Annotated in this window: 18 protein-coding genes; 4 read left to right on the forward strand and 14 right to left on the reverse strand. The window is 67.3% G+C overall.

The genetic code is table 11. From position 1 onward, the window contains the following. Positions 1–90 precede the first annotated feature (90 nt). Both VF167_17295 and VF167_17300 read right to left on the reverse strand, forming a co-directional pair. Entirely contained in the window at positions 91–375 is a 285-nt protein-coding gene (locus tag VF167_17295) for a hypothetical protein (protein ID HEX6927184.1), read from the reverse strand. A gap of 209 nt (positions 376–584) precedes the next feature. Next, positions 585–710: a hypothetical protein gene (locus tag VF167_17300; protein ID HEX6927185.1), complete on the reverse strand. Its 126-nt coding sequence runs from the start codon at positions 708–710 to the stop codon at positions 585–587. Positions 711–900: 190 nt separating this feature from the next. Here VF167_17300 and VF167_17305 point away from each other — a divergent pair, with 190 nt between their 5' ends. Then, complete coding sequence (locus VF167_17305) at positions 901–1,128, forward strand: hypothetical protein (protein HEX6927186.1); 228 nt, start codon at positions 901–903, stop codon at positions 1,126–1,128. Positions 1,129–1,251: 123 nt separating this feature from the next. Here VF167_17305 and VF167_17310 read toward each other — a convergent pair whose 3' ends face one another. The 4 genes from VF167_17310 to VF167_17325 form a co-directional block, all read right to left on the reverse strand. Further along, positions 1,252–1,791: a hypothetical protein gene (locus VF167_17310; GenBank protein HEX6927187.1), complete on the reverse strand. Its 540-nt coding sequence runs from the start codon at positions 1,789–1,791 to the stop codon at positions 1,252–1,254. A 281-nt stretch (positions 1,792–2,072) separates the two neighbouring features. After that, positions 2,073–2,531 (reverse strand): YhcH/YjgK/YiaL family protein, encoded by a 459-nt coding sequence (locus tag VF167_17315; GenBank protein ID HEX6927188.1) that lies wholly within the window; start codon positions 2,529–2,531, stop codon positions 2,073–2,075. A gap of 61 nt (positions 2,532–2,592) precedes the next feature. Continuing rightward, positions 2,593–3,732, reverse strand: coding sequence for a dipeptidase (locus tag VF167_17320; GenBank protein HEX6927189.1), 1,140 nt, complete (start codon positions 3,730–3,732; stop codon positions 2,593–2,595). 44 nt (positions 3,733–3,776) lie between these two features. Beyond that, positions 3,777–4,949: an MFS transporter gene (locus VF167_17325; GenBank protein ID HEX6927190.1), complete on the reverse strand. Its 1,173-nt coding sequence runs from the start codon at positions 4,947–4,949 to the stop codon at positions 3,777–3,779. A 362-nt stretch (positions 4,950–5,311) separates the two neighbouring features. On the opposite strand from VF167_17325, the gene VF167_17330 reads away from it, so the two are divergent. Then, the gene (locus VF167_17330) at positions 5,312–5,500 is read left to right on the forward strand and encodes a fibronectin type III domain-containing protein (protein ID HEX6927191.1); all 189 of its coding nucleotides are present in this window, start codon (positions 5,312–5,314) and stop codon (positions 5,498–5,500) included. Between the two features lie 75 nt (positions 5,501–5,575). Here the strand turns inward: VF167_17330 and VF167_17335 are convergent, their stop codons facing one another. The 5 genes from VF167_17335 to VF167_17355 all read right to left on the reverse strand — a co-directional run bounded on the left by VF167_17335 (position 5,576) and on the right by VF167_17355 (position 13,219). Next, positions 5,576–7,036 (reverse strand): 1-acyl-sn-glycerol-3-phosphate acyltransferase, encoded by a 1,461-nt coding sequence (locus tag VF167_17335; protein ID HEX6927192.1) that lies wholly within the window; start codon positions 7,034–7,036, stop codon positions 5,576–5,578. Beyond that, entirely contained in the window at positions 7,033–8,364 is a 1,332-nt protein-coding gene (dinB, locus tag VF167_17340) for a DNA polymerase IV (GenBank protein ID HEX6927193.1), read from the reverse strand. The genes VF167_17335 and dinB overlap by 4 nt, the downstream gene beginning before the upstream one ends. 6 nt (positions 8,365–8,370) lie before the next feature. Next, positions 8,371–9,549 carry a PQQ-dependent sugar dehydrogenase gene (locus tag VF167_17345; GenBank protein ID HEX6927194.1) on the reverse strand — a complete coding sequence of 393 codons (1,179 nt, stop codon included), beginning with the start codon at positions 9,547–9,549 and terminating at the stop codon, positions 8,371–8,373. A 107-nt stretch (positions 9,550–9,656) separates the two neighbouring features. Further along, positions 9,657–12,506 carry a glutamate-cysteine ligase family protein gene (locus VF167_17350; protein HEX6927195.1) on the reverse strand — a complete coding sequence of 950 codons (2,850 nt, stop codon included), beginning with the start codon at positions 12,504–12,506 and terminating at the stop codon, positions 9,657–9,659. After that, the gene (locus tag VF167_17355; protein ID HEX6927196.1) at positions 12,503–13,219 is read right to left on the reverse strand and encodes a hypothetical protein; all 717 of its coding nucleotides are present in this window, start codon (positions 13,217–13,219) and stop codon (positions 12,503–12,505) included. The genes VF167_17350 and VF167_17355 overlap by 4 nt, the downstream gene beginning before the upstream one ends. Positions 13,220–13,522: 303 nt before the next feature. On the opposite strand from VF167_17355, the gene VF167_17360 reads away from it, so the two are divergent. Further along, a complete protein-coding gene (locus VF167_17360) occupies positions 13,523–14,809 on the forward strand; it encodes a hypothetical protein (GenBank protein ID HEX6927197.1) in 1,287 nt (428 codons plus the stop codon). 46 nt (positions 14,810–14,855) lie between these two features. Here VF167_17360 and VF167_17365 read toward each other — a convergent pair whose 3' ends face one another. Then, the gene (locus VF167_17365) at positions 14,856–15,008 is read right to left on the reverse strand and encodes a hypothetical protein (protein ID HEX6927198.1); all 153 of its coding nucleotides are present in this window, start codon (positions 15,006–15,008) and stop codon (positions 14,856–14,858) included. A gap of 129 nt (positions 15,009–15,137) precedes the next feature. Here VF167_17365 and VF167_17370 point away from each other — a divergent pair, with 129 nt between their 5' ends. Beyond that, entirely contained in the window at positions 15,138–15,965 is an 828-nt protein-coding gene (locus VF167_17370; protein ID HEX6927199.1) for a helix-turn-helix domain-containing protein, read from the forward strand. 238 nt (positions 15,966–16,203) lie between these two features. Here the strand turns inward: VF167_17370 and VF167_17375 are convergent, their stop codons facing one another. Together VF167_17375 and VF167_17380 are read right to left on the reverse strand one after the other, a co-directional pair. Continuing rightward, the gene (locus VF167_17375) at positions 16,204–16,950 is read right to left on the reverse strand and encodes a DUF5715 family protein (protein HEX6927200.1); all 747 of its coding nucleotides are present in this window, start codon (positions 16,948–16,950) and stop codon (positions 16,204–16,206) included. A 126-nt stretch (positions 16,951–17,076) separates the two neighbouring features. Beyond that, positions 17,077–19,524, reverse strand: a complete 2,448-nt coding sequence (locus tag VF167_17380) for a transglycosylase SLT domain-containing protein (protein ID HEX6927201.1) — start codon at positions 19,522–19,524, stop codon at positions 17,077–17,079. Between the last annotated feature and the right edge of the window lie 32 nt (positions 19,525–19,556).

Genomic DNA, 19,556 nt, shown 5'->3' on the forward strand with positions numbered 1-19,556 from the left:
CATCAACGCAAACGGCACCCCGCCTGGGGTGCCGTTTGCCCTGTCCCGCCGGACACTCGCACGCTAAGCGCCCGCGCTGGTTGTGGCGTATCAAGCCTTGGCCGGCAGTGCAACGCTCTTCCGCGCCCGAACGTAGGCGTGCGCCCGCTCGTAGAGAGCGAGTATCGAACAGGCAGAAGTCAGCAGAGCATATCGCACCAGCACCCCGGGCAGTGCACGGGGTGTGACCAGGTGCATCAGACCGTCGGCGCCTCGCTCCAGCATGACCAGCCCGCGCCGGCGAAATCGCATCAGTACCAGATATCCGTTGGTGACCGCCGACCAGCCGACCATCGCCGCAACCGCCAGCAACGTCACCGACCAGTAAAGGATCATTTGCAGACCTCCTGCTCACGGGATCACCGCTTTCCACGGGACCGCGGGACCCATGGTGCCAGAGCCGTGCCGGAAGGTTCACGCGCTCCTGGCAAACGCGTCTCTCCCAGATGAGAAACGTTTCAGGAGCGTAAAACGTTTCAGTCTCGCGAAGAGGGCGCGAACCGTGGCGGTCGGCGGGAGGTCGGGTGCCGGTGCCGGCAGCGAGCTCAGCGGCGGGCCTGGCTCCTCCTCTCCTGTTTGCGCTCCTCGACCCGCACGAACCACATGCAGACGAAATAGACGATCAGGGTGAACAGTGCGAAGACGCCGGCGTGTAGCAGCAGTTTGGCCATTTTGGAAGATCTTACTCAGGTTCAGGTCCGGAGCGACGTATAATATGCCGGGACCGGGGCCGTTGCCAGCGCTCCAGCCCCCGGCATCGGTCTTCTGCCCTTTTCCTGCGAGCGACTACTCTGCCTGAAACCGCCGCCTCGAGTTTCCCGTACGAACCGGAAAGCGCGACTCACACCACCGGAGGACTCCATGTCGACGAATGAAGGCGATCGCTCCCTGCTCGGAACGATCATATCGTGGTTCTTCGTGGCTCTGCTCGTGATCGCAGGGCTGAAGCTCGCATTCTGGGTCTTTGGGGCGGCGCTTGGAATCGGCACCTGGTTGCTGTTCACCATCGGACCCATCCTGCTGGTCGGCTGGCTGGTGGTGAAGCTGATTCGCTTCCTCAGCCGTCCGCGCGAGTACTCGGACTTCTGAAGCGAGCCGGAGCCGGAGCGATTACCGTTCCTGCTGCAGTGCTGTAAGCCACCATCTCGTAGTGAGCCAAAAACAGAGGGGCCGCCGAATGGCGGCCCCTCTGCTGCATAGTGGACCAGGCGTTCAGGCCGCGTCCCCGCCGGGACGTCCTCCACCCTCCTCCGAGCCGGGCGCTGCGTCCGACCCACCGCCGGAGGAGGTGCCACCGGTGCTCCACCCCGCGCCCCCACCGGAGGCCTCGCCTCCTGCCGCTCCGCCCATCCCGCCACTCGCACCGCCGGCTGAAAAGCCTTCACCCGCGGAGGCCCCTTCCGCGGATCCCGCCTCTCCACCAGCCGCGGCAGATGCGCCTTCCTCAGTCGAACGGCGAGCCCGGCTCTCCAGCTCCGAGCGCAGCTCCTCCAGCTTCGTCTGCATCCGGCGCAGCACGTTGTCCAGCCGTGGCTGGATCTCGCTGATGAACTCCTCCACCTTGGGCTGTGCCTGCCGCATACGGGCGTCCACCTTGGGCTTCACGTCGGCCAGGGCCGAATCTACGGTGGCGTCGAGCTCCTCGAGTGCGCGCTTCACCTTCGGTCGGATCTCGTCGATCGCGCGCTCGATCCGCGACTGCAGCTCGTCGAACGCGTCGCGCTTCCGTCCCGGTCCGCTTTCGTTCTCCATCGCTCCCTCCCGAGTGGCGTGCGTGAGCCCGACCGGTCGGTCGGTGTTTACTCCTACTACGGCCCGAGGTGATTGCGGTTTCGGTGGATCCACCTCGCTCGCAGGGACGTCTGAACGGAGCAGGCGAATTCCCGAACCGGCACGATCCGATCTGATCCCCCTACCACTTCCCCGCGGAGTGTTGCGGCCCGGGCGAGGCTGCGCGACGAAAGGGCAACAGTACCGAGGAGCGCGGCCCCGCTCGGGCACATCGCGTTGCACCAGCCCGCCGCAGGCGACACTCACCCACCAGCCTCGATCTTGATCACGATCTTCCTCACCGGATCGCGCGCCCCGGCCATGCACCCGTTCTTGTGGGCCTCGCCCGGGAAAAGGATGGCGAAATCACCCGGGATCAGGAGCACCGAGCTGCTGGCCGGCGGATCGTGGTAGAACTCCGCGTCGCGCTCCTCGTCGTACGGCACTTCCACCTCCAGCCCCTCACCCGGAGCCCGCAGGATCCGCTCCCGCCCCGCGACCACGTACTGGAGGTCGATATAGCGACGGTGAATCTCGAACCTGCGGTCGGCGGAGGGGCCCGTCTCATAGCTCTGCACCAGCGCGAAGACCCGCTCTCCTTCAATAGGAAAGCGGCCGTCGGGAGAGTTCGGGTCGAACGCCTCCAGGAAGTCGAACCCCAGACGAAGGCGGGGATGCAGGTGGTCGTAGTGGGCGCGGTTCGCCAGCGTGTCGAAGATCATCTACACCTCGGAGGGGGTCAGCCACACCTCAAAGAGCGGCTCACGGGCGGAACCGGTGTGCTCACGAAGCCATGTCGACAAGGTGCGGATGCTCGACCTGCCGCAGCCTACGCGCGGTCGCTTCCATCTCGCGCATCGCCCGCAGCAGATTCAACCCGGCGATCTTGCGCAGCTCCTCGACGGTGTATCCGCGGCGGGCGAGCTCCGCAAAGAGTGCCGGATAGCTGCTCACGTCCTCCAACCCGACCGGCACCGAGCTGATACCGTCGAAATCTCCCCCGATCCCGATGTGGTCGATGCCGGCTACCTCGCGGATATGGTCGATGTGATCGGCGACGTCGCCGAGGGTCGCGTGCCCGCTCACGTTGACGAACTCCGGGACGAAGGTGACCATCACCACCCCGCCGTTACGGGCGAGCTCCCGCAGAACATCGTCGGGCACGTTGCGCGGGTGGTCCGTCACAGCGCGGGCCGAAGAATGTGAGAAGATGACAGGGGCGCGGCTCACCCGTAGCGCATCCCGCATGGTCTCCGGACTGGTGTGACTGAGGTCGACGAACATCCCAAGCCGATTCATCTCCCGGACCACGGCCTCTCCGAACGGAGATAGGCCGCCGTGCCGCGGCTCGTCGGTGCCGGAGTCGGCCCAGTCGGTCGTTCGGCCGTGGGTCAGCGTCATGTACCGCACGCCCAGCGCGTAGAAGAGGCGAAGCGCCGAGAGCGAGCCCTCGATCGCGTGCCCTCCTTCGACCCCGATGAGAGAGGCAATCCGCCCGTTGCTCTGCGCTGCGACGATGTCGTCGGCCGTTCGCGCCCATTGTAGGTCGGGATAGCGCTCGACCATCCGGTGGACCATGTCGATCTCGCGCAGGGCGTGGCGTAGCGCTCCATTCTCCATTGAATCGGTGCTGACGTACGCCGACCAGAACTGCGCACCCACATGACCCTCTCGCAGCCGCAGCAGGTCGGTGTGCAGAAACGGCTGCGGGCGTGCCAGGTCCACCACGTCGAGGCTGCCGCCCCGCTCCAGCACCTGCGAAGGGAAGTCGTTGTGGCCGTCGATCACCGGGGTTGCCCAAAGCGCCCTCAGCGCGGTCGCGACGGGGTCCGCCGGACTGAGTTCCACCTCGCGGCCGGTCGCGCAACCTCCCAGAGCCAGGACGACCAGCAGCGCCGTCGAGCGAACGTGACGTCTTTTCATCTTTTCATCGGATCACGGATTCAGCGTTTGATGCGCGCGAGCGCTCAGGCGACCTGGTGGGCCACTGCTTCCTTCGGGCGAACGTAGTTCTTCATGCCCGTCCCGAGAAGAAGGGTGGCGATCACCAGCACCGCTCCGGTCCAGAAGGGTACGCCCACACCGAGGTGATCGTACGCCCAACCGGCCCATAGCGGGCCGAGCACGCGCGCCACTCCGCCAAATGTCTGCTGAACCCCCATGTAGAGTCCGCGCTCGTGCCGCTCGATGATGCGGGAGAGGAGCGAGGTGATGCAGGGGAAGGTGAACGCGGTACCCAGCGGCACCAGCGCCACCGCGAGAGCAAGCGGGACGTACCCATAGGTCAGGGGAATCGTGGCCAGGCCGGTCGCCAGCAAGACGATGCCGATCCGGGAGAGACGCGCCTCCCCCACCCTGTCCACCAGCGGGCCGAGAATGCCGGCCCGCGTGAGGACGGAGATCGTGCCGATGTACATGAAGAAGTACCCGATCGTCTGCTCCGTGACCTCGAAGCGATACGCCAGGAAGAGGGCCAGTATGGCCGTCATCGCCTGGAACGAGCCCATGGCGATCGCGTAGATCCAGATCAGGCGGGAGGCGGGCTCCCGGCTGTTCCGGATGACCCCCCAGATGGCCTCGACGGAGCGACGCTGGCGCGTCCCCTCCGGGCGGGAGCGGACATCGTGGGACTCCCGGAGGAAGCGCCAGGCGAAGCCGATGTTGAACAGGCAGAGAGCTGCTGCCACCAGACCGGGTGCCTCGCGGCCCCAGGCATAGGTGGCGGACCCCAGCACGGGGCCGATGGCCACGCCGAGGTTGGTTGCGGCTGAGATCCAGCCGAGGCTGCGCGCCCGGTGCTCGGGCTCGCTTGCGTCCGCCACGTACGCCTGGATCACCCCCACCGTCCCTCCTCCCGCACCCTGCACCACACGCGAGAGGAGCAGCAGCCACAGCGATGTCGCGTAGCTGAAGATCACATACGCCAGTACGGAGAAGGTCAGGCCGATCAGCAGGGCGGGACGCCGCCCGCGCCGGTCCGAGACCCGCCCCCAGAAAGGGGCGCTCAGGAGCTGCGCGACGGAATACGCGGAGACGAGCACCCCGACGATCATCCCGCTACCGCCGAGCTCCACGGCGTAGAACGGAAGCAGTGGGATGACCATCAACAATCCCACCATGTCCATGAACGCCGTGATCATCAAAACGAAGAGCTTGCCCAGCGTATTCCCCGTTTGGCTGGTGACGAAGGTGCGAGCCGACGTGCGGACCGGACGTATCGGCCGGTAGCTCGTGCGCCAGAATGCCGCGCGGTCCCTGACGAGGACGGCGGCCGCGGAGTTTCGATCAGAGCCCCACACTCGCGAGAGCCGGCAGCGAGCAGCGCCGCGATTGCGGTCACCCGGCATCCTGGCGGATGCAATCTAAATGTCGAAAGAACGGGGGCACAGCGCGCGAGGACCCGCCGCGGCGGAAGGGCCTGACCTCCCTGACCGGGCCGGTTGCCGCAGCTGCGCGCTGCGGAGCGACGGCGTGACCGAGTGCTGGGGAGACGGGGACCGCCGTGCTCAACCTTCCCGAACCACCGACCGGGATCGTGGCGACGGCGGTTTCACCGACCCGAATCGACGTCACCTGGGAGGACACGAGCGACACCGAGTGGTCGTTCCGCGTGAACCGCCAGGTCCTCCGGGACGACGGGTTCAGGGACTGGCAGTACCTCGGGGCGACGTCCGACGGAGGGCTAGCTTGAAGGCCAGCGTCCAATCGCCCGTGCCTCGGGGCGCCCGAGGTAAGCCGCCGAGGCCCTGCCCGGCAGACGCACCGTTTATTTCGGCGAAGCGAGCACGACCTGGATGGGCCGGGAGCTGGAAGCGGACCCGGCGAGCAGGTGCGCAATCGAGTTCGCGTAGTACCTCAGCAGCGGAAGTTCGGTGGGACGGGCCTGCAGGAAGCCCTCGTTCTCGTCCACCAGATGGCGGAGGCGCAGCATGCGCAGGCCAACCTCCACCGCGTATTCCCGGTCTCGGCGGGGGATGTAAACGTGCGCCCCCGACGCCTCCAGCTCGCTGAACAGCGACTGAACCTGCGATTTCAGCTCCATGGACGTCAGGGGACACCCCGCGTTGCGCAGCAGAACCGTCGCGAGCACCGGCACCGGTAGCACGGGTATCACCGCGCCTACCGCTCTCATCAGCGTCCGGCCCAATGCCTCCATGTGGGGCGCGCGCTCGTCTCGAGTCATGCGACGGAAGTCGAGTCCTCGCTGGAGCATGAACTCCCTTGCCGAGATCGGCGCGCCGAAGTTGACGCAAGCGTAGCCGAAGCGGTGCCAGCGGTTGCGCGCCATCAGGGCGAGGTTGTGGAGGATGAAGCGGACGGTGCGAGCGACCGCGGTCACGCGGGAGGGGCGAGGTGCGCCGGGATCGAGCTCGGCCAGAAGCGTCCGGTCCTCGAGGGTGCGATCGTAATTGATGCCAACCGGGATGAAGACCACGTCCTTCACCCCTTGCGGGTCGAAGGAGCGCAGCATGTAGTCGAGCAGGCCCAGCTTGGGCTCGCGCAAGAGCCCGTCGCGGGTGAGGCCTCCCTCCGGATAGACCGCCTGCGTGACGCCCCCCACGGTGGCCATGTGCACATACACCTCGAGCACGCGGCGATATAGCTCGTCGCCCGACTTCCGCCGTACGAAATAGGCGCCCATGGAACGGATCAGGCTACGGAGCGGCCAGATGCGCGCCCATTCGCCGACCGCGTAGCTCAGAGCGGCACGTTTGGCGGCGAGGTAACCCACCAGGATGTAATCCATGTTGCTGCGGTGGTTCATGACGAAAACCACCGTCGCCCCCGGCGCCATGCGCGCCAGCCCCGCTTCGTCCGAGTAACCGAGCCGAACCCGATAGAGCATCCGGGCGATCTTGCGAGCGATCGCGTACCCCACCCGGAAGTAGAGATAGGCGTTGAAGGCCGGAACGATCTCCTGTGCGTAGCGCCGGACTCGGGCGACCACCACATCGCGCGGCATGCCCTGCGCGCGGGCATACTCTTCCGCCGTCTCCATGACGCGCGGATGATAGATGACGCGCTCGATCAGCACCTCGCGCCGGGTGAGCTCGAAGGGAGGAATACGGATGCGCAGGCGGGTGTTCACCCGATCGATGATGCGGTTGGTCCGCTGCCGCACGAACCAGCGGACCCCGGGCACGAAGAGCCCGTCGAAGAGAGCCCAGAGCGACAGCAGGACCAGCAGGAGGAAGAGCCAGACGGGGAGGGAAATCGAGGAGTTCATGGCGACGATTTCGGTGGATCGTTCCCCCTGCCCTCCCTTTTCGGCCGCCCCCCACTCGCCCCTCCACGAGACCCGCCGGGCCGCTCGCTCCGTTGGCGGTAGAGCAGCCGCGCGGGACGCAGGGCATCCGCCCCGAATCGGCTGCGCAGGCGATCGGCCGCGCTGGCCAGCGCGCGATCCCGCGCGCTCTCCGGAGGAGGAATCAGGTCCACCAGGCGGCCCTGCGCGTTCTCTCCGTGCGTGTCCAGGTTGGTAAGGCCAACGCCGATCAGCCGCACCGGATCGTCCCGCCGGGCTCGCAAGCTGTGCAGGAGCTCGCGGGCGACGGTGAAGATCGCTCGCTCGGTCTGTATCGGCGCATCGAGCGTCCGGCTCCGAGAGCGGTCCTGGAAGTCGGCGTAGCGCAGCTTGACCGTGACGGTCCGGGTAAACAATCCCTTCCTCCTCAGCGACGAGGAGACGTCTATCACCAGCGCGAGCAGCGCCTCCTCGAGCTCCACCACGGAGCTCAGATCCCGGCCGAAGGTCCTCTCGCTGGAGATGCTGCGCGAGCCAACCCCGCGCCCGCCGATCGAAGCCTCGTCTATGCCGCGGCAGCGCCGCCACAGCCACTCCGCCCGCTCGCGTCCCCACCAACCCGCCATCGTGGCGATGTCCAGGGCGCGAAGCGCCTCCATCGAGGTCACTCCGCGCCGACGGAGCTCCGCCTCGAAGGAAGGACCGATCCCGATGAGATCACCGATTTGCAGCCGCGCGACGAAGCTCTCCTCCTCGCCGGGAGGCACGACGAACACCCCGCGCGGCTTCGCAAACCCGGTAGCGAGCTTCGCTACCAGGCGATTGGTCCCTCCGCCGATGGAGACGTCCAACCCCGTGCGCTCCTTCACCTGTCGCTGCAGCGCACGGGCAATCGCCTCGAGGGACTCGTGGCGGTAGAGCTCTTCCGTGCCCGTCAGGTCCAGGTAGGCTTCGTCGACCGAGGCGACGGCCATCACCGGGGTCCAGTCCGCCAGCACCTCGCGCAGCTCGTGGCTCTTCTGTCGAATCATGGCTCCCGGGACCCGAACCACAACCGCCTTCGGGCAGAGCCGGAGCGCGGTCGCCATCGGCATCGCGCTCCGCACGCCGAACGCGCGACAGCCGTAGCTCGCCGAGGTGACCACGCCGCGGCCGGTCGGGCTGCCGCCGACCAGGATGAGCGGCTCATTCGCGAGTCGCTCCGGATCCTCCAGGCTCGCGCACTGGACGAACATCGCGTCCACGTCGACGTGGAGGATCCGGCGCGGCCGTCTGGAGGTCGGCAGCGACGAGGGAGCCAGAGCATCCATCAGGGTTCAGGCGTCGGGCACCAGCTTGTAGACGCTGCCGGAGAGACTCACCACGTACACCTCACCCTCGTTGTCCACCCCGAAGGAGGAGATGTTCGACACGCCGTCGAGGTCGAGCGGAGCGTCGCCGCGCGCCTCACCGTCTTCGTAGCGGAAAGAGCGGATCCAGTCGCGCCCGAAGTCGGCGTACAGGTACCGCCCCTGCAGCTCCGGAATGGCCTCTCCGCGATAGACGACACCCCCGGTGATGGAAATTCCCTGGGAGTGGGGGTACTCCACGACCGGCAGGACGAGGCCCTCCTGATCGCAGTTGGTTTCAGGCTCGAAGCAGTGCGTTCCCTCCATCCGGTCCCAGCCGAAGTTCAGGCCCCCTTCGTCGGCCGGTACCACCGATACCTCCTCCCAGGCGTTCTGCCCCACGTCGGCGACGTAGAGCAGGTTCTCCTCGGGGTCGAAGGCGACCCTCCAGGGATTGCGGAGCCCCAGGGCCCAGATCTCGGGGCGCGCGTCCGAGCGGTTGGCGAAGGGGTTATCCTGCGGGACCGCGTAAGGATCTCCTCCGTCGACGTCGATGCGCAGGATCTTGCCCAGCAGCGTGTTGAGATTCTGACCGTTCCCTTGCGGGTCGCCCCCGCTGCCGCCGTCACCGGTGGGGATGTAGAGCCTCCCGTCCGGACCGAAGAGGAGGTGCCCACCGTTGTGGTTTCGGAAGGGCTGATCGAAGCCGATTACGAGCTTCGCTGAGGATGGGTCGGCGCGATTCGGATCGCTGGAGCTCACCGAGTACCGCTCGACCCGCGTGTCCCCGTTGGAGTCGGTATAGTTTACAAAGAAGTACCCGTTGGTCGCGTAGTCCGGGTGGAAGGCTACGCTGAGCAGCCCTTGTTCGTTGCCGCCGCTCTCTACCTTCGAGTCGATGTCGAGAAAGGGCTCGGGCAGGAGCTGTCCATCCTGGACGATGCGAATCCGCCCCGGCTGTTCCACGATGAAGAGGCGGTCGTCTCCCGGGGGCGAAGCAATGTGCACGGGCCGGGTCAGGCCATCCACCACTTCCTGCAGACGAACACCCACCTCGGTCGGCGGGGTGTTGTCTGGCGGGTTGTTTGGGCTACCAGGATCGTCGTCGGCATCCAGCGCACCGGAGCAACCGGCAGTAAGCAGTAGGATCAGGGCGCAGCGAAGCATGTGTCTACGGGCCAGAGGTTTGCGAGCAATGCGGTCGCCATCGCCAATGTGCGGGCGGGCTCGGATCGACGGCAATAGCGACCCCCGAATCCGTTCGTGCGAGCGTCTTAGAGGTCGCGTCCGCGCCAGGGCTCGTTCGCGTCGAGACAGTCGGCGAGCTCTATGTACACCCGTCGGGCAGCTTCGGTGAACGCGTCGTCATCGTGGGTCAGGGGGAGCAGGGCATCACGAATGCGTTCGGAAAGGCTCCCGCTGGCGATGATTCGTTCGGCCAGGTCCAGGTATTCCCCCTCGTCTCTACGGGCGTCGCGGCGCGCGCGCTCCAGCAGGCCACGGAGCACGTCGCGCACGGAGGCCTTCCCCTCGTTGTCGCGATCCGAGGTTCCCGCCAGGTGCATCGCCCATACCCGCGCCTCGCTGCCGGCACCGATGGTGGCGTGAAAGTCGTCCACCAGCAGCGCATGCGGAGGCAGCTCGAGCCGTCCAGCCCGCAGCGCCCTGGTGACCGCGCGAAGGACTGCCCGGGCGAACACGGCGATGGCGACGTCCATGCGTACACATTCCTGCGTATCCAGCACGCGGAGCTCCATCGACCGGCGGGAGAACTTGAACACGGCGCCACGGGCATTGAAGAACTCGTGGCGCAGCGCGCCGGCATCCTCGAGAGCATCGAGCGCCCGGTACATGGGACCGAGTACGTTACGGCGATAATCGGCCAGGCTGGAAGCGAACTCGGGAACGATCCACCCCTGCGATTCAGGAATCCGCGCCTGGTGCTTCAGGATCCAGGCAAGACGATTGTCTACCGCTTCCTGCAGCTCCCCGTCGTACATGGGGGAGCTGGCGGCCAGCGCCGGCAGATAGGGGATGACCAGAGCCACGGCGTTCAGCATCGCCACCGCCTCCTCGCTCCGGCCCATTGGCAGGTTGAGGTGAGTGGAGTGGACGTTGAGCCAGCCGTGGGTGTGGACGTCGAACAGGCGGGCGTAGGTCCCGTAGATTCGCGTGTTGGAGCGGGACCAGAGCCGGGCGCGGCGAGGATTCAGCCAGGGGTGCATGCCGGTGGGCAGGAGTCGCGCTCCGAACCGATCGCGCAGCACCGCCGTGAACCTCTGCACGCCCTCCACCAGCCGCTGCTCTGCATCGCGCAGGCTGCGGGTGGGTTGCGGCGTCTTCACCTCGAAGACGTGATCGGCGATCTCGTTGGAGAACGCCACGTGCCCCAGATCCACGTCAGAAGTGGGACGACCGGCGAGCTCGCGCAGCGCCGGCGCCACCATGGAGACGACGTTCAGGTCCCGGTCCACCACCGCGTACTCGATCTCCAGCCCGGCGACTTCGAAGGGCCGGAAATGCCGACGGTCGTCCGCGCGGACCGATGCCGCGTGGGCGAGTAAGGCAGGGGCAGGCTCGGAAGAAAGAGGTGCGGGAGCGGTTCCTGAAGGCTCCTCGATACGATGCAGGAAGTATTTTACGATATCCTCATAGATCTGCTCTCCGTCAGCGGCGTCGTCGTAGCCGATGTCCAGATTCGGGTTGTCGTTGATCTCGATCACGACCGGGCCACGCGACGTCTCTTTGATGTCGACCCCGTAGAGGCCCGCGCCTATGAGGGCCGCTGCGCGGATCGCGAGATCGCAGACCGCGGGAGGCGCATCCTGCCGTCGGACCGCCTCCACCTTTCCGAACCGCTCGTGACCCTCGTGCTCGCTTCGGATTTGCCAGTGACCCCGCGCCATGAAGTAGCGCGCCACGAAAAGGACGCGGCCGCCCAGGACCGTCACCCGCCAGTCGAAGTCGGTGGGAAGGTACTCCTGCGCGATCAGGAGGGGAGAGCGCCTGAACAGATCCGCGGTCACCTGTTCGAACTCCCGCGGAGTGGAGCAGCGGTACACCGCCGCCGAGAAGGAGCCGTCAGGGAGCTTGATCACCACCGGGCTGCCGAGCGATTCCAGACCGTTCCAACCGGTCCGCGGCGTGATCACCTGGGTTCGCGGGGTGGGGATCTCCTCGCGCCGCAGCAGCTCCTCGAGAAAGACCTTGTTGCTGCAGCGGATGATCGATTGCGGATCGTCGATCACCGGCATGTCGAGCATCTCCGCCCGCAGCGCGAACTGGAAGGAAGGCTCACGCACGCCGGTGAGGGTGCGGATGAACAGGGCGTCGTACTCGCCCAGCCGATCGAGCTCGTCGATGCCGATGCGGTGGGCGTGCACTCTCAAGCGGCCGGCCACGCGCTCGAGTCGCTCGAGGGTCTCGGGCGTCGAGGGGCTGAAGGGATCGTCAGGATCGAAAAGGATGGCCATCGATGCCCGCTTGAGCTCGGGCGCGACGACGGCGCCGCGGCGACGCACGCGACGCTCGTCCTCCAGCGCCTTGATGAGCGGCGGGCGCTCCGCCTGGTCGAGCTGGGACAGCGGTACCGCGACCACGCGGTCGACCAGCCAGGAGTTGCCGTCCTCCACCAGGGTGAGACGCAGGACCGGGGTAGGCCACTCGCGATAGATCGCCTGGGCGGCCGCCCTCGCACGGGGGTCTGCGCAGCGGCCGAAGTAGGCGAGCACCTCGAGCTCGTTCCGCGCGCCGTTCTGTTCCTTCGCGCGCTTTCCCGAGGGACCGCTCCCCCCGTTCGGTGCGCGACGCCGGGCGAGACCTTCGCTCGTTTCCACAGTGGGCACGCCGGCCTCGTGCAGGATGCGCAGCACGCCGAAGCGCTCGGAGAGTCCTTCCAGGCCCTCCGCGGTGGGAAGCGCCTGCTGCCCGCGGGCATCCGCGATCAGCGACACGTAGTAACCCTTGGAGCGGTAGCGGTAGGAGCGGCAGAGGTTCACCACCGTGGCTCCTCGCGCGATCCCTTCCACGCCCGCGAGGTAGCGGTCGGCGGTGAGCAAGCGTTCAGCCGGAAGCTCCGGGAGGTCGTCGAGGGATGAGACGACGATCACAACTGTGTCGCTCACTCGGCTCCCGCGAGCTCGGGTCCCGGCCACAGCTCCAGGAGGACTGCGTCGTAGGTGAGGTCCCCCAGCAGGATCGCGTTGATGAGACGCTGGGCCTCCACCACCAGCCGGCCGTCAGGGCTTACGGGCACATGCTCAGACGGGTCCCGGACGATGAAGCGCCTTCCCCAGCGTTCGTAACCGGAGACGACGATGAAGTGGCCGACCGGATCGCCAGCGACGTCGTCTTCCACCATCTCGTGCGTTCCGGGCAGATGGCGCTCCCGCGGCATGCGGTAGAGGTAAGTCGCGGAAAGTCCCGCGAGGATGGGGTGATCGCGGTCGAGGATCTGCTTCAGCAGGCGGGGGGTAAGCTCGTTGAAGCCGAGCGAGCCACCGAGCCGCAGGTACTCGAGATAGGCCTCGCCCGCCCGCCGCGCCTTCGCCTGACGGAGATAGGGCAGACGGGCGTCGATCTTCGCCCGAAGCTCCCTGCGTCCGAGTCCCTTCCAGGTGGGATCGAAGATTCGCAGGTCGTAGGAGAAGATCCGGGCACGAAATCCGCGACGCAATGCCGAGATGGCGAGGTAGACGGCGAGCGTTCCGCCATCCTCGTTGCGGTCGATCTCGCGCAGGATCTCTTCGAGCCCGGGGTCGATTCCGTAGAAATTGTAGACCTTGCGGAGGCAGGTCGGGCCGCAGGTCACATCGTCCGGCTGCAGGAAGCGCTGCAACGGAAGGTCATGCGCGACCCGACTTCGTTGCGCGCGTCGGTCGTCAGGAGAAGCCGTGGTTCCCATCCGGTTTGTTGACCGCCCGTGGGCGGGTGAGGATCCGGCACGAGAGGCTTGCACGCTCCATACCCGGGTGCACCCTTCTCCTGCTCAAGCGTTGCGCCACCCTTGCCGATACTCTGGCCACGGGCGAGTACGGACCGAGAGACGGGGAGTGTGGCGTTTTTCGGCTTTTCGCCGTAAACTACAGTACACCAGGCTGTCCACCTTCCAGGCCCATCACGAGAACCGCAGGGAAGAGCCATGACCCCATCGCACGCCGTTCCGGCGCCCGGCCGTACACGAAGGTGGCGGGTCCCCCCGCCGCTCACCAGGGGAGCGGAGCTCCTCGAAGGAGCCGACATTCTGCGTGAGATGAGCGGGGAGGTGGCGGTGCTGCTATGGAAGTCCCTACGCAGCATCACCTTGTGGGCGTCGGCGAATCCGCGGGAGCTGGGCGAGCTGTTCACGGAGGGTGCGGAACAGCGCCGCATCGCCGAGATCCTGGTGACGGAGATGGACGAGGAGCTGGTGGAGCCGCTACGCACCTTTGCGGCGGTACTCGGCCAGGCGAGCACGATGCGGCGGGAGCCGGTGGCTCTCGCCTGTCGCCAGGTGGCGCAGTGGGCGATGGCGCACGATTACAGCGGAACCGCGCTGGCGTTCACGCAAGCGGCTGCGCTCGTCTGCCCCGCGGACGCGGAGCTGGCCCACGAGGTGGGCCGGCTCGCCCGCGCCGAGGGCGAGTACGCTCGGGCCGAGAGCTGGCACCGCCGGGCGATCATGCTCGGACGGCAGACCGGCGCCTGGGAACCGTACGCGCGCTCCTACGTCAGCCTGGGCAACCTCGCCAGCCACCGCGGTAACTTCCCGCTGGCCCGGCGTTGCCAGATCAAGGCATACCGTGCCGCCAAGCGCCACGCCCTCGGCGAGGTGATGGGGATGGCGCTGCACGACCTCTTCCTGATTGCTCTCGACAGCGGTGAAGCTGCAACGGCCCAGCGCTACGCCCGGCAGGCTTTCCGAGCCTATGGCCCGACCCACGACCGGATACCCTACCTGGCTCACGACCTTGCGGTCCTCTGGATGCGCGAAGGCCAGTTCCAGCAGGCGTTGCCGGTACTCCAGGCGTTGATGCCACGCTTTACTTCGGTGGACGAGCAGTTGCTCGTCCAGGCCAACGTTGCCCGTGCGGCCGGCGGTCTCGGTCAGATGGAGCTGTTCGAGCAGGCCTGGAACAATGCTCACAATCTCATGCTTCTTCCTCAAACCGCACCGCGTCGAGCCCAGGCGTTGCTCAACCTGGCTCGAGGAGCCACGGGGCTGGGCTTGTGGGATCGCGCGGAAAGCGCCGCGCGCGCTGCCCTCGAGCAGGCAACGATGCGTGGAGAAGCGCAGATCGTCTTCGAGGCCGAAGCCGTTCTCTCCTGCGCTCAGACTCACCATCATGCAGCCGCGTCCGTTAGTGCTCCGGACAATCAGTTGCCAGAAGATGCAGAGATTGTTGAGGAGTTTCTGCAGGCACTTACAGCTGTGGGGGCGGAGGCCTAGTAGTTGGCCTTCCGCCCCCACCGGGCGCTTCCTCAGCTAAGCTGATTCAGCCGCCGGAGCCAAAGCCGCCCTGGCCGGTCGGCCCCTGAACCGCGTCGTAGCTCGGCGCGCTCGGATCGGGACCAACCAGGTCCGACGAGCAGGCAGTGGTCACGAGGCCAACAAGGGCAGCGGCGATGAGCAGGCGGAAGCGCTTCATAGATCGTCCTGGGTCTGTGCAGGAGTGCAGTGAACCGATTATGTCGGGGGATCTGCTCTCAATTTGAAACCTTTCCACCAAGCCGGCCACGGCGCGAGCGGAACGTAACCACATATTTCCCGCTGATTTATGCGCCAGGTTCTCCGACCTCTCCTGGTCCTGCATCCTGATGCGCGCTTTCGCGATCAGGTGCGGAGGGCGGGAGGCAAGCGTTTTGAGTACGTGGAAGTGAAGGACTGGAACGAGCTTAGAGAGCTCGTCCGGACTTCACCCCCTGCTGCCCTGATTGTCGTCGACCCCTACGAGTCGCGCGACGAGCTGGCTTCGCCGCTGCGCGCGCTACTCCTGGAGTTTCCGTCCATCACGGTGGTGGCGGCGCTCGATCTGCACCCCGATCGCTATCGCGATCTGCGCACCCTGGGCGCCTGGGGGGTGGCAGAGATCATCGTGCGCGGCGAGGACGACACGACAGAGGCGATCGGCCGCCGCATCCGCAGCATTCAAGGTCGCCCTCTGCAGAGCCTGCTCGAGCGTTCCCTCCCCGCCAACACCTCCGGGCAGGCTCGCGCACTGCTGATGGCCGCCGCAGAAGTCGTCTCCACCGGCGGCCAGGCGCGCGAGCTCGCCCGCATGCTCTACCTCTCCCCCCGCACGCTCCTCCGCTGGTGCGAACGAGCGGAGCTCCCGCCCCCGCGTCGCATCCTGGTCTGGATGCGCGTGCTGATGGCGGCCGAGTTGCTCGATGACCCCGGCCGCACGGTATCGAGCGTGGCACACGCATGCGGGTACTCGTCCGACAACAGCCTGCGGCGCGCACTACAGGACTTCCTCGATACCACCCCCACGACCCTGCGCCGTGAGGGGGCCTTCGCCACGGCGGCGCGCGCCTTCCTCCGCGACCTTGCCCGCACCCGCGAGCACCACACCTACACGCTGACCGGCTCGCGGGCAGGGTAACGGGTCAAGCCGCTGGTTACAAGCATCGCATGAGGAGAACCCGACCGCGGTAGCAGACCTCGCGCTCGAAGCGGCGCACCGTCTCCGGCACACGACATCCCCGCCCACTCCTCTCGTTTGTCGCCGGGAGGAAGGCATAGCCACGCGGGGGCATCGCAGCCGCGTCCGGACGCGGCGCGAGCCATCGGCCTCCGAGGCCTCGGAGACCGTACCGACAGATTGTAGATCCGAAAAAAAATCAGCGAGGGATCAGGATTACCTGCCCCGCCAGAATGCGAGACGAAGTGAGACCGTTGAAGACCTGGAGGTCCTCCATACTGACCTGCATGCGGCGCGCGATGGACCAGATGGAGTCGCCTTTGCGGACCACATAGCGCTCCGGCTCTGCTCCCCCTGCTGAGCTCGCAGCGCTGGCGAGGCGGGTGTCGCCGCCGTTCACGTACGTGCGGTACTCGGCAGGAAAGACCGCCACGTGAAAATGGGGCGGGTTGCGCTCTTCCGTGGCCTCCAGCACCCCCTTGCGCTCGAGGAAGAGCAGCGTGGAACGCAGCCACTCGAGGCACCGGGACGAGCGGGGACGTCGCAGATCAATGGCCATGCCGGTGGGGTGCACCGACCGATCGACGCTGTTGATGAGCCGCTGGGACTTGGGGCGGACGGCACTGGTCACGACGAGCCGCTCGCCGCATGCGCGACGATACTGGGCGGCGAGCCGCTCCACGAACGTGCGCGTAGCGGGAAGCACATACGGATGGCTCACCGCGGCGAGCTGGTAGTTGTCGTTCCCGGTGAGCCGCACGAAGGTGCCGCGATCTGCGGCGCGGCGCACTCCGCTGGACGTCTGGTAGAAGTAGAGGTTCTGCCGCTGGGCGGTCTCGTACATCCGGTCGACGCTGGAGCGCGAGCCGCGAAGCGACTGTGCTCCGCTCGCAGTCGGGAAGGTGAGGGTGAACCCGAGCACCAGCGCCGCGACGAATCTGGACATCTGTCTGCTGTACGGAAAACGCGCCGGCGGGGAGCCGGCGAGGATTGGAAACGCCCCGGGAGACACCTAAAGTACTCCCGGGGTCGGGCCAGATCAAGATTTTTTTAACTTCTGACTTCGACGCGGTCAGCGATTCTCGTCAAGAACCAGGCCGACCGGGCGCTCTTCCGCGTACAGTCGCGAGTAAATCGCGGCGTTTCGGAGCACCAGTTTGATGTAGTTCCGGGTCTCGTCAAAGGGAATCGCCTCGCGGAACTCGTCGGTGTCGCCTCCGTAGCCCAGCGTCCGCCTCCAGCGATTCGCGCGGCCCGGTCCGGCGTTGTATGCCGCAAGCGCCAGATCTCTGGCGCCGTCGTAGGCGCGGAGTTGGTCGCCGAGATAGCGAGCGCCCAGTCGGAGGTTGATTTCCGGAACCTCCAGCAGCCGCTCTTCGAAGTCGCCAATGCCGAGCCGCGAAGCGAGCCATTGGCCGGTGCCCGGCATGATCTGGGTCAATCCGGTGGCTCCCACCCAGGAGCGGATCTTCGGCCGGAAGGTCGACTCCTGACGGATCAGCCCCGCCAGCAGCATCGGGTCGACGCCGGCGCGCTGAGCCTCGGCCTCCACCAGCTTGCGATAGGGGAACGGGAAGACCACGCGCAGCAGACGCGGATCCCACTCCCCGTTGCGCTTCTGCAGCAGGGTGTAGCCCAGGCGGATCGCCTCCACTGAATGCCCGCGGTCGCGGAGCCCCTCGGCGACCGCAAGCAGAGCGGCGGGCCGATTGTCCAGCACCCGTACCGCCGACTCCAGCTCCTGTTCCCACGCGCGCTCCAGGCCCGCCTCTTCCAGCGCGTCCAGTCGGCGGAGGACCTCCGTTCCCGCCGTGGGGTCCGAGGCAAGGCCCACCCAGGGCCGCGGCTCCGCCAGAATCACGTCCACCGGATGGGTGCCCAGCCGACTTCCCGCGCGCAGGGCGTAGTAGGAGACCGGGTCCGCCGCGAGGGCGGCGCGATACATGGCCTTCGCCTTTTCCGTGCGACCGGCCTTCTCGTACAGCTTCCCGGTCTCGTACGCCACACGGACCGTCGCCTCCCCCCGCGGATAGCGGCTGACGTAGCGCTCCCACGCCTCGATGGCGCCGGCCGGATCCTTCAGCTTCAGGCTCCGATCGCCCACCCGATACAGCGCCTCGCGCGCATCGGGAGAGTGCTCGACCGCGGCCGCGCGACGGTAATAGGAGAGTGCTTCCCGCAACGAGGGAGCGTCGTCCCCGAGCAGGAACAACGCGGTGCCCGCCGCGGCGGTGCGGGGATATCGCTCCGCCACCTGCTTCAGCTCCCGAACGGCGGCGCTGCGCGAGCCGGTACGGTAGAGCGAGCGAGCCGCGTACAGGTGAGCTTCGGCAACCTGCTCGTCATCCCTGAGCTCCGCGGCGGCTCGCTGGAAAGCTTCCCGTGCCTGCGGATAGTCTCGCTCCAGGTAGAGAAGGCGGGCCAGCTTGAGCCGCAGTGCCGGGACGTCCGCGGCGCCGCGCGCAATCGCGTCCCGGAGCGCGCGAGCGGCGAGCCCGGGTCGGGCGGCCGCCTCGTAAGCAGAGGCGCGAGCCAGCGCGTCGGCCGGCTCAGAGGAGTCGATGCGACCGAGCAGGTCTGCCGCCTCGGTGCGGGTGGAAGCGAGGGCGCGCACCTCCCACGCTACGGTGCGCAGGCGCTCGCGCGCCTCGCCTTCCCGTCCTTGCTCCAGCAGCAGGCGAGCCGCATCGAGGCGCAGCACCGAGGCCTCCGCGACCGCCCCCTGCGCCCGCAGCACGCGCTCCTCCCACTCCAGCTTGCGGAGGGCGCCGGCCAGGTCGCCCGCCGTGCGCCGTGCGGTCACCTCCGCCTGCACCCGGCGAAGGCGCACCGGCGCGCTCCGGGGCGGGCTCGCCGCGGTCAGCGACACCGGCAGCGTTTCGCCGGCGGCGGCGAGCTGCTCGATCTGCAGAGTGCGCAGCCAGTCCGCGATCTCCGGCGCGGCCGCGGCGGCCCGGCCGAACGCTTCCGCCGCTTCGGCGTGCTGCCCCTCTTCGGCCAGCACTTCCCCGAGACGGGCCAGCGCCGAGGCGACGTGTCGCGCGGCGGGCAGCTCTGCGTAGCGGGCGTACGCCTCCGCCGCCTCCTTGTCGCGTCCGAGCTCCTCGCTCGCCCGCGCCAACAGGTAGAGCCCCTCGCCACCCTCGGCCGTCTCCAGCCACTCCCGACCCTCCAGAGCCTCACGGACGTGGTCCCACCCTCCCCACTCCGCCGCGGCGCGGGCGGTGAGCAGAACATAGCTCGAGGTGACCTCTGCCTCGTCCAGGAGGCCACGGAGCATGCGCCACGCGGCCCAGGGCCTGCCAGCCTCCAACACGCTGCGGGCCTCAAGGGCCACCGCGGCCGCCTCCAGGTGCGGGAGAACGCGGATCGGCTCTAGGCGGGTGAGCTGCTGCATCTCTGTGAAGAGCGATCCGGGCCAATGCGGCCGCTCCTCCGAGAGGAGCGTGCTCGCCAGCGCGCCGGTGAGCATGCCCGCCGCGGCGAAAAGGTACAACGAGGCCGGAACTCTCTTTTTCATGTCGAAGCGGTGTACTGCGGAATGGCTGGAGA

The sequence above is a fragment of the Longimicrobiaceae bacterium genome (assembly GCA_036375715.1).
In the GTDB taxonomy this organism is placed as follows: domain Bacteria; phylum Gemmatimonadota; class Gemmatimonadetes; order Longimicrobiales; family Longimicrobiaceae; genus DASVBS01.

What these genes read in the sequence shown, in the direction of transcription:
- VF167_17295 (HEX6927184.1), bottom strand. Translation starts at nt 375, where the DNA reads ATGATCCTTTACTGGTCGGTGACGTTGCTGGCGGTTGCGGCGATGGTC.
- VF167_17300 (HEX6927185.1), bottom strand. Translation starts at nt 710, where the DNA reads ATGGCCAAACTGCTGCTACACGCCGGCGTCTTCGCACTGTTCACCCTG.
- VF167_17305 (HEX6927186.1), top strand. Translation starts at nt 901, where the DNA reads ATGTCGACGAATGAAGGCGATCGCTCCCTGCTCGGAACGATCATATCG.
- VF167_17310 (HEX6927187.1), bottom strand. Translation starts at nt 1,791, where the DNA reads ATGGAGAACGAAAGCGGACCGGGACGGAAGCGCGACGCGTTCGACGAG.
- VF167_17315 (HEX6927188.1), bottom strand. Translation starts at nt 2,531, where the DNA reads ATGATCTTCGACACGCTGGCGAACCGCGCCCACTACGACCACCTGCAT.
- VF167_17320 (HEX6927189.1), bottom strand. Translation starts at nt 3,732, where the DNA reads ATGAAAAGACGTCACGTTCGCTCGACGGCGCTGCTGGTCGTCCTGGCT.
- VF167_17325 (HEX6927190.1), bottom strand. Translation starts at nt 4,949, where the DNA reads ATGATCACGGCGTTCATGGACATGGTGGGATTGTTGATGGTCATCCCA.
- VF167_17335 (HEX6927192.1), bottom strand. Translation starts at nt 7,036, where the DNA reads ATGAACTCCTCGATTTCCCTCCCCGTCTGGCTCTTCCTCCTGCTGGTC.
- dinB (HEX6927193.1), bottom strand. Translation starts at nt 8,364, where the DNA reads ATGGATGCTCTGGCTCCCTCGTCGCTGCCGACCTCCAGACGGCCGCGC.
- VF167_17345 (HEX6927194.1), bottom strand. Translation starts at nt 9,549, where the DNA reads ATGCTTCGCTGCGCCCTGATCCTACTGCTTACTGCCGGTTGCTCCGGT.
- VF167_17360 (HEX6927197.1), top strand. Translation starts at nt 13,523, where the DNA reads ATGACCCCATCGCACGCCGTTCCGGCGCCCGGCCGTACACGAAGGTGG.
- VF167_17365 (HEX6927198.1), bottom strand. Translation starts at nt 15,008, where the DNA reads ATGAAGCGCTTCCGCCTGCTCATCGCCGCTGCCCTTGTTGGCCTCGTG.
- VF167_17370 (HEX6927199.1), top strand. Translation starts at nt 15,138, where the DNA reads ATGCGCCAGGTTCTCCGACCTCTCCTGGTCCTGCATCCTGATGCGCGC.
- VF167_17375 (HEX6927200.1), bottom strand. Translation starts at nt 16,950, where the DNA reads ATGTCCAGATTCGTCGCGGCGCTGGTGCTCGGGTTCACCCTCACCTTC.
- VF167_17380 (HEX6927201.1), bottom strand. Translation starts at nt 19,524, where the DNA reads ATGAAAAAGAGAGTTCCGGCCTCGTTGTACCTTTTCGCCGCGGCGGGC.